The sequence below is a fragment of the Bacillus sp. PK6-16 genome (genome assembly GCF_056530295.1).
The window spans coordinates 1,044,588-1,057,867 of sequence record NZ_CP096511.1 but is presented as its reverse complement, the minus strand read 5'-3'; the positions used below and the strand labels follow the sequence as shown (position 1 = coordinate 1,057,867).

The 13,280-nt window shown below is 37.9% G+C and carries 9 protein-coding genes and 1 other annotated feature; all 9 genes read right to left on the bottom strand.

What is annotated here, in order from left to right; all coding sequences use genetic code 11:
* Window positions 1–238: 238 nt before the first annotated feature.
* Entirely contained in the window at window positions 239–2,014 is a 1,776-nt protein-coding gene (gene aspS / locus M1D66_RS05420) for an aspartate--tRNA ligase (RefSeq protein ID WP_000840898.1), read from the bottom strand.
* A gap of 12 nt (window positions 2,015–2,026) precedes the next feature.
* A complete protein-coding gene (hisS, locus tag M1D66_RS05415) occupies window positions 2,027–3,298 on the bottom strand; it encodes a histidine--tRNA ligase (protein WP_000027084.1) in 1,272 nt (423 codons plus the stop codon).
* A gap of 69 nt (window positions 3,299–3,367) precedes the next feature.
* Window positions 3,368–3,598 (bottom strand) — a binding site (T-box leader).
* 54 nt (window positions 3,599–3,652) lie between these two features.
* Window positions 3,653–3,829, bottom strand: coding sequence for a hypothetical protein (locus M1D66_RS05410; protein WP_001242605.1), 177 nt, complete (start codon window positions 3,827–3,829; stop codon window positions 3,653–3,655).
* A 165-nt stretch (window positions 3,830–3,994) separates the two neighbouring features.
* Window positions 3,995–4,435, bottom strand: a complete 441-nt coding sequence (locus M1D66_RS05405) for a D-tyrosyl-tRNA(Tyr) deacylase (RefSeq protein ID WP_001266965.1) — start codon at window positions 4,433–4,435, stop codon at window positions 3,995–3,997.
* 16 nt (window positions 4,436–4,451) lie between these two features.
* On the bottom strand, window positions 4,452–6,635 hold the full coding sequence (gene relA / locus M1D66_RS05400) for a GTP diphosphokinase (protein ID WP_001262795.1): 2,184 nt from the start codon (window positions 6,633–6,635) through the stop codon (window positions 4,452–4,454).
* A 210-nt stretch (window positions 6,636–6,845) separates the two neighbouring features.
* Complete coding sequence (locus M1D66_RS05395; protein ID WP_000346215.1) at window positions 6,846–7,358, bottom strand: adenine phosphoribosyltransferase; 513 nt, start codon at window positions 7,356–7,358, stop codon at window positions 6,846–6,848.
* A 47-nt stretch (window positions 7,359–7,405) separates the two neighbouring features.
* The gene (gene recJ, locus M1D66_RS05390; protein ID WP_000941229.1) at window positions 7,406–9,745 is read right to left on the bottom strand and encodes a single-stranded-DNA-specific exonuclease RecJ; all 2,340 of its coding nucleotides are present in this window, start codon (window positions 9,743–9,745) and stop codon (window positions 7,406–7,408) included.
* A gap of 101 nt (window positions 9,746–9,846) precedes the next feature.
* Window positions 9,847–10,740: a cation diffusion facilitator family transporter gene (locus tag M1D66_RS05385; protein ID WP_000409745.1), complete on the bottom strand. Its 894-nt coding sequence runs from the start codon at window positions 10,738–10,740 to the stop codon at window positions 9,847–9,849.
* Window positions 10,741–10,896: 156 nt separating this feature from the next.
* Window positions 10,897–13,161: a protein translocase subunit SecDF gene (gene secDF, locus M1D66_RS05380; RefSeq protein WP_001119069.1), complete on the bottom strand. Its 2,265-nt coding sequence runs from the start codon at window positions 13,159–13,161 to the stop codon at window positions 10,897–10,899.
* Between the last annotated feature and the right edge of the window lie 119 nt (window positions 13,162–13,280).

Sequence of the window (13,280 nt, the reverse complement as noted above, 5' to 3'; positions counted from 1 at the left end):
GAGAATGAAAACATAGACCAGAATTTTATTTCTTCCTAAATACACGTTTAAAAAGGAGGATTTAGAGAACCGAGCGGATCGAGGTGCTGAAGCCAGGAGGAGCGCAGTGTAGGAATACTACTCGAGCACCGGACTGGCGAAGCAACGATGAGATGCGACAGTTATCTAAACCGGACTTTTTAAACAACCTCTCAAAAAAAGTCTAGACGGTTATAGTATAACCATCTAGACCCTATTCTTACTTCTCTTCTTTCAGGCTTAATTTTAAGTTCAGTTCTTCAAGCTGCGCTTCTGCAACTGGGCTTGGAGCTTCTGTTAATAAGCAGCTTGCGCTTGCTGTTTTCGGGAATGCAATTGTATCACGAAGGTTCGTACGGCCTGCAAGTAACATAACAAGACGATCTAAACCTAATGCGATTCCGCCGTGTGGTGGTGTACCGTATTCAAATGCTTCTAATAAGAATCCGAATTGCTCTTGCGCTTCTTCTTGTGAGAATCCAAGTGCTTTGAACATTTTTTCTTGTACGTCACGCTCGTAAATACGAAGTGATCCACCACCAAGCTCATAACCGTTTAATACAAGGTCATATGCTTGTGCACGTGCTTTTTCTGGTGCTGTTTCTAGTAACTCAACGTCTTCACGGAATGGCATTGTGAATGGGTGGTGAGCTGCGAAGTAACGATCTGCATCTTCATCGTACTCAAGAAGTGGCCAATCAGTTACCCATAGGAAGTTAAATTTACTTTCATCAATTAACTCAAGCTCTTTACCTAGACGTAAACGAAGTGCGCCTAAGCTATCTGCAACAACGCTCTTCTTATCTGCTACGAATAGTAATAAGTCGCCAGCAGTAGCTTCTAATGTGCTCATTAACACATTTGCATCTTCTTCACCGAAGAATTTCGCAATCGGTCCTTTTAGTCCGTCTTCTTCAACTTTAAGCCAAGCTAGACCTTTTGCACCGTATACTTTCACGAATTCAGTTAATGCATCGATGTCTTTACGAGAATATTTACTTGCAGCACCTTTTGCATTAATTGCTTTTACTTGTCCGCCGCTTTCTACAGCACTTGTAAATACTTTAAAGCCACAACCTGCAGCAAACTCAGATAAGTCTGTTAGTTCCATTTCAAAGCGTGTATCTGGCTTATCAGAACCGTAGCGAGCCATTGCATCAGCATATTTCATACGAGGGAATGGTGCACTCACTTCTACACCTTTTGCATCCTTCATAACTTTCGTCATCATACGCTCCATCATATCTAAAATTTCATCTTGTGTTAAGAATGAAGCTTCGATATCGATTTGCGTGAATTCTGGTTGACGATCCGCACGTAAATCTTCATCACGGAAACAACGTGCTACTTGATAGTAACGCTCAAATCCGCCGACCATAAGAAGCTGTTTAAATAACTGTGGTGACTGTGGTAATGCATAGAATTCACCATCATGTACACGACTTGGCACTAAATAGTCACGAGCTCCTTCTGGCGTGCTTTTCGTTAAAATTGGTGTTTCTACTTCTAAGAACTCTTCTGTATCTAAGAAGTTACGAATTGTTTTTGTTACGTCGTGACGCATTTTGAAAGTGTTGAACATTACAGGACGACGTAAGTCTAAATAACGATATTTTAAACGCACATCTTCTGATGCATCTGTATCATCAGCAATGATAATTGGCGTTGTTTTCGCTGCATTTAGTACATTTACTTTTGTTGCTTGTACTTCAATACGACCAGTTGCCATATTGTCATTAATTGCGCCTTCACCACGTTCAACAACTGTACCTTCTACGTGTAATACGTATTCGCTACGAATTGTTTCTGCTACTTCTAACGCTTCTTTTGATGTTTCTGGGTTAAATACAACTTGTACGATACCTGTACGGTCACGTAAATCGATAAAGATTAATCCACCTAAGTCACGGCGTTTTTGTACCCAACCTTTTAATTGAACTGTTTGTCCAACAGCTTCTACTGTTACTTTTCCACATGCATGTGTTCTTTCAGCCACTGTAAGTTCCCCCTATATTAATTTCTCTGCTACGTATGAAGCAAATACATCTAACGCTACTTCTTCTTGTTCACCTGTTGCCATATCTTTTAAGTTAATGATGCCTTTATCTAGCTCATCTTCTCCTAATACAGCTACAAATTTCGCCTTTAGACGATCTGCTGATTTAAATTGTGCTTTCATTTTGCGATCTAAATAATCTTTTTCAACTGACAATCCAGCTTTACGAAGATCGAACGCAACTTTTGCAGCATGGTCTTTCGCTTTTTCGCCAAGCGCCACAACGTAACAATCAATGCTATGTTCAAGTGGTAATTCAATGTTTTCAGCTTTTAGCGCCATAATTAAACGTTCAATACTCATTGCAAAACCGATACCTGGCATTTCTGGTCCACCGATTTCTTGTACAAGCCCGTTATAACGGCCACCACCGCTTAATGTAGTGATTGCACCGAAACCTTCTGCCTCACTCATAATTTCAAAAACAGTGTGTTGATAGTAGTCTAAACCACGCACTAAGTTCGGATCTTTTTCAAACGGAACATCCATCATCGTTAATAATTCTTGAACTTTGTCATAGTATACTGCTGAATCTTCGTTTAAGTATTCTGTAATAGATGGTGCTGTTCCCATTAATTCATGGTTACGGTCCTTCTTACAGTCTAAAATTCGAAGTGGGTTCTTTTCTAAGCGAGATTGACAGTCAGAACAGAATTCGCCGATACGTGGCTCAAAGTGTGCGATTAATGCATCACGGTGTGCTTGACGGCTCGCTGCGTCACCTAAACTGTTTAATACAACTTTAATATTTTTTAAGCCCATGCCGCGGTAAAATTCAACAGCAAGTGCAATTACTTCTGCATCAATTGCAGGGTCATTACTGCCGATTGCTTCGATACCGAATTGTACGAATTGACGATAGCGACCTGCTTGTGGTCTTTCATAACGGAACATTTGACCGATATAGTATAATTTCGTTGGTTGTGTCGCATCACCAAACATTTTATTTTCAACGTAAGAACGTACAACAGGTGCAGTACCTTCTGGACGTAATGTTAAGCTACGCTCTCCACGATCTTGGAATGAGTACATTTCTTTTTGTACGATATCTGTCGTATCACCAACACCGCGTAAAAATAGCTCAGTGTGTTCAAAGATTGGTGTACGAATTTCTTTATAATTGTAACGACGGCAAATTTCGCGTGCTTGCCCTTCGATATACTGCCATAACTCAACAGTGCCTGGAAGAATATCTTGCGTTCCGCGTGGGATTTGAATAGACATATTCAGTTCCTCCTCAAATTGTTTTAATCTTAATAAAAATAAAAAAACTCCCGCCTCTACTGTTTAAACAGTAGGGACGAGAGTATTATACCCGTGGTGCCACCCTAATTGAAGCACGTATGCTTCCACTTTTTTAATAACGCTTAAATATGCGTTCATCCCTACTAAGCATATATGCCGTTCAAGTTGAAACCTCTAGAGTGTCATTCAATCAGTCATCATGCAGAAATGTTTTCAGCCTAAGACATTCCTTCTCTTTCCATGTGTGTCTCATTTACTCTTCTCTATCAACGGTTATATTCATATGTAAATATAAAATTACTATACGTTTGTTAAGTAGGATTGTCAAGTGCTCTAAGAACGTTCAATCTGCTTCTTTAAACGCTTTACATCTTGAAGAGAAATCCCAAACTCGGAAGCAAGCTCCATTGAAGTATTGTTTTGCTCTTTTGAAATAAAATCATGAAAATTCACGTTAAACAGTTGATTTGCACCATTTGTAACAGAATGCCCTTTTTCATTCATACGCATACGTATATCCCTCACATTCAATATGGATGTTTTACTTTTTATTGTTCCATATTGATGAGAGAGTTATACATAACCGAAACTGCTATTGATTCCAAATAAATGAACAAAACATACAACAATGTATAAAAAAGAGAGGATTATATAACCCTCTCTTTTTTATCAACACTATTTACTTTCTACAATTAAGGTCACCGGACCATCATTGATCAAAGAAACGTCCATCATTGCTCCAAACTTTCCTGTTTCCACATGTAATCCTTGTTTACGAACTTCTTCATTAAAGAAATCGTATAACCGCTCTGCATAGTCAGGTTTCGCAGCATCCATAAAGTTTGGACGTCTGCCCTTGCGGCAATCTCCGTATAATGTGAATTGCGAAATAGATAGAACTTGTCCTTCTACATCAAGTACAGAATGATTCATCTTTCCGCTCTCATCTTCAAAAATACGTAAGTTTGCAATTTTTTCCGCAATGTAAGTTGCATCTTTTTCTGTATCTTCGTGCGTAATGCCAACTAGTAATGTTAAACCGAACGGAATTTGTCCTACGATCTCACCGTCTACTGTGACAGACGCTTTCTTTGATCGTTGTAAAACAACTCTCATCTTTCTACACTCCCTATTAATGCATCATGCGTCGTACTGCATAAATTTCTGGAACGCGTTTAATGCGTTCTACTACTTTTTTCAAGTGTTGTAAGTTACGAATTGAGATTGACATATTAATTGTTGCCATCTTATTACGGTCACTTCTACCAGAAACAGCTGAAATGTATGTTTTCGTCTCTGTAACAGCTTGCAGTACTTCATTTAATAAACCGCGGCGATCGTAACCTGAAATTTCAATATCAACGTTATACTCAATTTCTTTTTCAGGGCTACCTTCCCACTCTACCTCTAATAATCGTTCTACAGCTTCTTCTGTATGAACATTTACACAATCACGGCGGTGAATTGATACACCTCGGCCTTTTGTAATATACCCAACGATATCATCGCCCGGAACTGGGTTACAGCATTTCGATAAACGGATTAATAAATTATCAGCACCGCTTACCTTTACACCAGAATCCCATTTTCGAATTTTCATCGGTTTACGGACTTCTTTAACTTCAACAATTTCTTCTTCTTCGCGTTGTTTGCGGAACTTGTCCGTTAGTCGCGTAACAATTTGCGAAGCTGTAATTCCGCTATATCCAACTGCTGCAAACATATCTTCTTCATTTGCAAAGTTAAATTTCTCAGCGACGCGTTTTAAGTTATCCGGCGCCAATACTTCTTTCATCTCATACTCTAGACCACGTACTTCCTTTTCAACAAGTTCACGGCCTTTTTCAATATTTTCGTCTCTACGTTGTTTCTTAAAGAATTGACGAATTTTATTTTTCGCATGAGATGTTTGAGCAAGTTTTACCCAATCCTGGCTTGGGCCATATGAATGTTTCGACGTTAAAATTTCAATGATGTCGCCTGTTTTTAATTTATAATCCAGCGTCACCATTTTCCCATTTACTTTTGCACCAATTGTTTTATTCCCAATTTCCGAATGGACACGATACGCGAAATCAATTGGAACAGATCCAAGTGGTAATTCCATTACATCGCCTTTCGGTGTAAAGACGAATACCATGTCAGAGAATAAATCAATTTTTAATGACTCCATAAATTCTTCTGCATTAGAAGCTTCATTTTGCCATTCTAATATTTGACGGAACCATGTGAGTTTCTTCTCTAATGTACCTGTTGTTTCTGCTGTTTTTCCTTCTTTGTATGCCCAGTGTGCCGCGATCCCAAATTCTGCAATTTCATGCATTTCTTTCGTACGAATTTGCACTTCAAGTGGATCACCTTTCGGTCCAATTACAGTCGTATGAAGAGATTGATATAGATTTGCTTTTGGCATTGCAATATAATCTTTAAAACGACCTGGCATCGGCTTCCAGCACGTATGAATAATTCCAAGCACCGCATAACAATCTTTAATACTATTTACAACGACACGTACAGCTAATAAATCGTAAATTTCATTGAACTGCTTATTTTGCAGTGCCATTTTACGATAAATACTGTAAATATGTTTCGGTCTTCCAGAAATCTCAGGTTGAATTGCAACTTCTTTTAATTTCTCACGAATACCAGTCATTACTTCGTCTAAATATTCTTCACGTTCTGCACGTTTACGCTTCATTAAATTTACAATACGATAATATTGTTGTGGATTTAAATAGCGAAGTGACGTATCCTCTAGCTCCCATTTAATAGTACTAATTCCGAGTCTATGTGCCAAAGGTGCAAAGATTTCTAACGTTTCATTCGCTATGCGACGCTGCTTCTCTTGAGGCAAATGTTTCAATGTACGCATGTTATGAAGACGATCAGCTAGTTTAATTAAAATAACTCGAATATCTTGAGCCATTGCAATAAACATTTTGCGATGGTTTTCTGCTTGTTGTTGTTCGTGAGATTTATATTTGATCTTCCCAAGCTTTGTAACGCCATCAACAAGCATAGCAATTTCTTTGTTAAATTCCCGTTCAATATCTTCTAACGTAATCTCTGTATCTTCCACTACATCATGTAAGAAACCTGCTGATACCGTAGCTGGATCCATGTGTAAATCAACTAAAATACCTGCAACTTGAATCGGATGAATAATATACGGTTCACCCGATTTTCTATATTGTTCGCTATGCGCATCACGTGCATATTCATAGGCACGTGCCACTAGCTCAATATCTTCATCCGCTAAATATTGACTTGCTTTCTCGAGTACCTGTTCAGCTGTTAGTACCTGCTCATTTGCCATCGAATCACCTTTTATTGAAAATTGACTTTATCTTTATTTAATAGAATAAATTATATTCTATCATTATAACCCAATGATTGTGAATTGTGAAAAGGAAAAGATTTTACTGACATTTCACCATAATTTTTTGTTCAATTATACAAAAGTACCCGCTCCTCTCCAAGAGATTCACGGGTACTTTTTATCACCGTAGTTTTACCTATATAGTGATTAGTATTTTTCTAATACTAATACATCGTAACCATCTAACATTTTACGACCATCTAAGTAAGTAAGTTCTACTAAGAATGCAATTCCTGCTACAACTCCGCCTAGCTCTTCAACTAACTTAATTGTCGCTTCGATTGTTCCACCTGTAGCTAATAGATCATCTGTAATTAATACGCGCTGACCTGGCTTAATTGCATCTTTATGGATTGTTAAAACATCTTTACCATATTCTTTACCGTAGTCAACTGTAATTACTTCACGTGGTAATTTTCCTAATTTACGAACTGGCGCAAATCCTACTTCTAACGCATAAGAAACTGGGCAACCGATAATGAAACCACGAGCTTCTGGTCCTACTACAACATCGATATCTCTTTCTTTTGCGTACTCAACGATTGCGTCTGTTGCTGCTTTGTATGCTTTACCGTCATTCATTAAAGGTGTAATGTCTTTAAACACAATACCTTCTTTCGGATAATCCGGTACAATTGCGATATGTTGCTTGAAATCCATATTTCTGAATCCTCCTCAGATCTAAAAGGTTTGTAAATACAAATCCTTTACCCTAACTGTTCTACTTCTTTATGATTACGAATCGTTTCAAACCATGTATATAGTTGCTGATATGTGCTATAAACCAATTCTTTTTCTAATTGTAAGTGGTTCATTTTCTCACGATATGTGTTCGATTCAATTAAATCACGCTTTTGTTTTTTGTCTGCCATAAAAATGACGCCATCTTTTATTGTAACAAATTCTAACTCAAAAAACACCTGTGTCATGAAATTTACTGTATCTTTTGACCAACCTTTATGACGACATAGTTGTTCTCCATATTGTCTTAAAGAAAATGGTGTTTTTTGGCTTAAGAAAGAATAGTACCATTTAAAGTGTTCTCTCGTCGGAACTGTACTAAATAAGTGGTTATTCTCTTGATAAAATAGCGTATAAATTCGCGCTGGGAATCCTACCTTAAATAGCTCACGTAATTCATCTGTTCCTTTTGGTAAATCAAGTAACACGATATATTGATCATCTAAATGCGTTACTTCTGAAGCATGCATGAGCTTTTCTTTATAGCTCTCTAAAGAAAATTTATTCAATACCTCTTCAGAAAAATACACCATTGTTATTTTTTCTTTCGGAAGTTCTGCTAAATTTGCTTCTGCATTACGCATACTACGCCAATCAAATAATTGCCACGCCTCTACAGCAATATCTTGTACCATTAGTTGTGGCTTCTTAAAGTTATTCCATTCATTAATAGACGCTTCTCCTATTACAGATACTTTTGCAACTGGAGAGATTTCTTTCGCATATGCACCAAAGCCAAATCCAATTGTATCCAGTGTTGCTTGTCCATCACGAAGAGCCATTTTTAAATGAGAGCCATCTGATCCGATTGCGCGAATACTTTCTAACTCTGCATCTTTTACTGCAATACGTGGTTTCGGATTTCCAACACCAAACGGGGCTAGTTTTTGCATATCTTCAATTGCCGCTAGCGTTACATCCTCTACTTTACAAAAAACATCAACTGCTGTAATTGGAATAAAATCTTCTTCTGTTAAAATTGCATCTGCTTGTTCATTTAAGCGGCGACGTAATTCATCTACATCATTCATATGTAGCGTCATTCCCGCTGCCATCGGATGCCCTCCGAAGTGTGGTAATAACTCTCTACAATCTGATAAATTTGCAAACAAATCAAATCCTGCAATACTACGTGCTGAGCCTTTTGCTGTTTCTTTTATAGGATCAATGCTTAATACAATCGTCGGACGATAAAAACGTTCAACTAATTTCGAAGCAACAATTCCAATTACCCCTGGGTTCCAGCCTTCTTTTGCAAGTACTAATACTTTATTTTCTTCTGGTGGGAAGTTATTTTCCACTTCAGCGATAGCTTCTTCTGTAATTTGCTTTACAATATCTTTTCGCAGTTTGTTCAGCTCATCAATTTCTTCAGCTAGCTCTTTCGCTTCCTCTGGGTCATCTGATAATAAAAGGTGTACAGCCGGCGCAGCATCTTCTAAACGCCCGACCGCATTAATACGAGGTGCAATTGAGAAGCCAATACTCTCTTCGGTAATTTCACTTTGCGAAACGTTAGCAACTTTAAACAATGCCTTCAAACCAATATTTCTCGTCATACGCATATGTTTTAAACCGCGTTTCACTAGCAACCTATTTTCACCATGAAGTGATACTAAATCGGCTACTGTACCAATTACTGCGATCTCTAATAAATGTTCTGGTACACGGCCTAATAGTGCATGCGCAACTTTAAACGCAACACCTACACCAGCTAAATAGTGAAACGGATATACACCGCCATCTAATTTTGGATGTATAATCGCAAGTGCTTCTGGCAATTCTGGCGGTGGCTCATGGTGATCTGTAATAATTAGATCTATTCCAAGCTCTTTCGCTACATTCGCTTCATGTACCGCTGCAATACCAGTATCGACAGTAATAATTAGCGAGAACCCTGCGCTATGCGCCCAACGAAATGCTTCTTCGTTCGGTCCATACCCTTCTGTAAAACGATTTGGAATGTAAAATTCTACTTCTGCACCTAATTCTTGAAGAGCAAGATATAAAACTGTCGTACTACTTACTCCGTCCGCATCGTAATCACCAAATATTAATATTTGCTCTCCATTTTGAATCGCCTTATTTACACGTTCTACCGTTCTATCCATTCCTTCTAATAAAAATGGATCATGAAATTCTTGATTTTCTGTATTTAAAAAATCTAAAATCTTATCTTCTGTATCGAGTCCTCTACCGAGGAATAACGAAACGACAAGTGGCGATAACTGTAATTTACTTGCTAATTCACTCACTCGCTCGTCATTATATTCTTTTTCTTTCCAACGCGTCTTCGGTTGTAACACGAAATCACCCCTTAACCTGTTCATTATACAAGACAGATTAAGGGGTGACAATATAATGCAAACTACGGTGCAATATCTATATACTAAAATTTTAATGATGTTTAATTTGGAGAATAAGGATTTATATGTACGAATACATTTTGTACATTATCTTGTTTCATAAGTATTTCTTTCACATGTTTTCCAATACGGTGTCCTTCTTCTACAGTAATGTATGGATCTACAGACACTTTAATATCGACAATAACATAATGACCATGCTCCCGTGCATATAAAGAACCAATTTTTTTCACACCATCTACTTGAAGAACTGCTTCTCTAAGCGGAATAACATCCTCCTCATGAAGAACATGGTCAAGCGTTGCATGAATTGCTTCCGCTCCAATGCTCCATGCCATTTTTACAACAAGAAGTGAAACAACTAATCCTGCAATTGGATCAGCGTATACAAGCCAGTCTATACCAAGCTTACTACCGATTATAGCTGCACATATACCGATTAAAGCTGCAATTGAAGAAAATACATCCGAACGGTGCTCATATGCATTTGCAATAATTGCATCACTGTTTACTCTTTTCCCTAATCGGAATTTATATTGAAACATTCCTTCTTTCACGACGATTGAAAGAACAACAGCAAATATCGTAATTCCTTTCGGCGGTTCTAGTTCTTGCGAAAAAGCTTTTATAGACGAAATCGCAATTTCAAGTCCCACGATAAATAATAATACCGCTACAATAATCGCTGAAATCGATTCCGCTTTACCATGACCATACGGATGATCCTCATCAGGTGGCTGCTTTGCCGCTCGCAATCCAAAAAGTACAGCTAGCGAACCAATTACATCTGATGCAGAATGCACAGCATCCGCTAACAGTGCTTTACTGTTCCCAATATAACCAATTACCGCCTTTACAATCGCTAATATAATATTACCAACGATCCCGACAATAGCACCAAACTCGGCCTGTTTAAAACGTTCATCTTTTTCCATAATTAAAATCCCTTCTTTTCTTAACCTATCTTTTTATTTTAACAAAAACAGCGATAACACCACCACTTTCTTCCATCTTCTTCCCATCAAAAAGTTGCTATCTTATTGTATCCACAAACGAAAAAAGAGATGCCTCATAAAGAGACATCATCTTTTCTATACTTGCGGTTCAGATTCTACTTTCTCAACCTTCTTCTTGTTTTTCCCCTTTTTCAAACGACGGTTTTCAAGCATTAACCAAATTTGAGAGGCAACGAAAACAGAAGAGTACGTACCTACAACTAGTCCAACAAGTAACGCAAACGAGAAGTTACGTAGTGACTCACTACCGAAGATAAGCAGTGCAATTACTGGGAATAACACTGTTAATACGGTGTTAATCGAACGACCAAGCGTTTGGCGAATACTTGCATTTACGATTTCTTCTAGATCTTTTATATCGCGCACTCGTTTTTTCTGTTTGTATAATTCACGGTTTCTATCAAATGTAACAATCGAGTCATTAATAGAATAACCGATGATTGTTAGTACTGCAGCAATAAACGTTAAGTCTACCTCTAGTTGGAAAATACTAAACATAACAATCATAACGAATGCGTCATGTAATAATGCAAGTACTGCAGATAACGCATACGTAAAGCGGAAACGAATACTTACGTATAAAATGATAACCGCAGAAGCAATTAATACTGCGATAAATGCATTTCGTGCAATTTCTTTACCGATTGTCGGTGAAACTGTACTTACGTTTGGATCTGTACCATATTTATCGTGGAAGAATGTTTTTGTTTTCGCAATTTCATCTTTTGATAAAACACCTAATGTACGAACTGCGAAACCTTTATTGTCATCTCCAGTCGGTACAATATTTTCTTCCTTCACATCAATGTTCAATTCTTTAAAATCTTTATGAACATCAGACACAGTAACGGCTTGTTTTGATTGCAAGTCGATACGTGTACCACTCGCAAAGTCAATACCAAGGTTCAATTTGAAAATTGGTAAGATAATTGCTCCTGCAATTACAACTACAATCGAGAAAATAAGGAATTTATGACCGATATTTACGAAATTAATACGATCAAATCTCGTTGGCGGATGTACTACACCTTTTGTTAATGGAATAATATCCTTTTGTTTCACACCAAAATATCCTGGTTTTTTATCAAAGTAACGGCTCTTTACAAGTAGACCTAGTAAGAAACGAGTACCGAATACGTTCGTAATAAAACCAACTAAAATACTTACGATTAAACTTGTTGCGAATCCTTTTACAGAGCTATTACCATAAACGAATAACACACCAGCTGCTGCAAGAGTCGTAACGTTTGCATCTAGAATTGTTGCTAATGAACGATGGTTACCAGCACGGAATGCCGACATCATTGACTTACCAATTTTCAGCTCTTCTTTCAGTCTCTCGTACGTAATAATATTCGCATCAACTGCGATACCTACTCCGAGCACTAACGCTGCAATACCTGGCAACGTAAGAACTGCATGCATCCAGTTAAAGACAAGTAATGTAACGAAAATGTATAAACCTAACATAATAACCGCTACAAGTCCTGGTAAACGGTAGAATACAAGCATAAATAAGAAAATAAGAGCGATACCAATCGCACTAGCGAAAATCGTTTGCTCTAACGCTTGTTGACCAAATTTCGCTCCAACAGATGTTGAATACATTTCTTTTAAATCAACAGGAAGTGCACCTGCATTTAATAAAGATGAAAGTTGTTTCGCACTTTCAACTGTGAAGTTTCCACCTACGATAGATACTTCAGCTTGGTTAAATACTTGGTTTACTGTTGCTGCTGATAAGAATTTCGGATTCGGTTTTGCAGATTCTGCTTTATACGAATCTTTTCCTTCTTCAAAGTCAAGCCAAATTACCATTAAATTCGTTGGTGGTGGCATTTTAGAAATTTTTTCAGTTACTTCACGGAATTTTTCAGCGCTTTTTAGTGTAAGACCTACGCTCGCACGGCCTTGCTCATCAAATGTTTGCTTCGCTCCGCCGCCTTTTAAATCCGTTCCATCCATAAGAAGGTTATCGTCCACATCACGGAATGTTAATTTCGCTTGTGTTGATAACATTTCACGTGCTTTTTGCTGATCTTGTACACCAGCAAGCTGTACACGAATTCGATCTTGCCCTTCGATTTGAATGTTCGGCTCACTTACACCAAGAACATTGACACGATTTTCAAGAGCACCTACTGTACTTACAAGTACATCTCGATCGATTTTATCACCTTTTTTGGCTGGTTTTACTTCATACAGAATTTCAAAACCACCGCGAAGGTCTAGTCCCAGACTAATTCCTTTTGCTATGTCTTTTCCTGCCGCACCAATTACTCCACCGATTAATAAGACGATGAGGAAAAAGGCAGCAATTCTCGTACCACGTTTTGCCATATGTACCCTCTTTCTGCTACTAACACTTCAATAAATCTCTTACGATTCACTGCTATACGTGTGCATACGCCTAGTTAGTAGACTTCCTTTCTATAATTTTTGCTAGTTCATTACTAGCT

Bases quoted from the DNA above. Each gene is read 5' to 3' on its own strand.
- M1D66_RS05385 (WP_000409745.1), bottom strand. From the start codon at position 10,740: ATGGAAAAAGATGAACGTTTTAAACAGGCCGAGTTTGGTGCTATTGTC.
- M1D66_RS05410 (WP_001242605.1), bottom strand. From the start codon at position 3,829: ATGCGTATGAATGAAAAAGGGCATTCTGTTACAAATGGTGCAAATCAA.
- secDF (WP_001119069.1), bottom strand. From the start codon at position 13,161: ATGGCAAAACGTGGTACGAGAATTGCTGCCTTTTTCCTCATCGTCTTA.
- M1D66_RS05405 (WP_001266965.1), bottom strand. From the start codon at position 4,435: ATGAGAGTTGTTTTACAACGATCAAAGAAAGCGTCTGTCACAGTAGAC.
- hisS (WP_000027084.1), bottom strand. From the start codon at position 3,298: ATGTCTATTCAAATCCCACGCGGAACGCAAGATATTCTTCCAGGCACT.
- relA (WP_001262795.1), bottom strand. From the start codon at position 6,635: ATGGCAAATGAGCAGGTACTAACAGCTGAACAGGTACTCGAGAAAGCA.
- M1D66_RS05395 (WP_000346215.1), bottom strand. From the start codon at position 7,358: ATGGATTTCAAGCAACATATCGCAATTGTACCGGATTATCCGAAAGAA.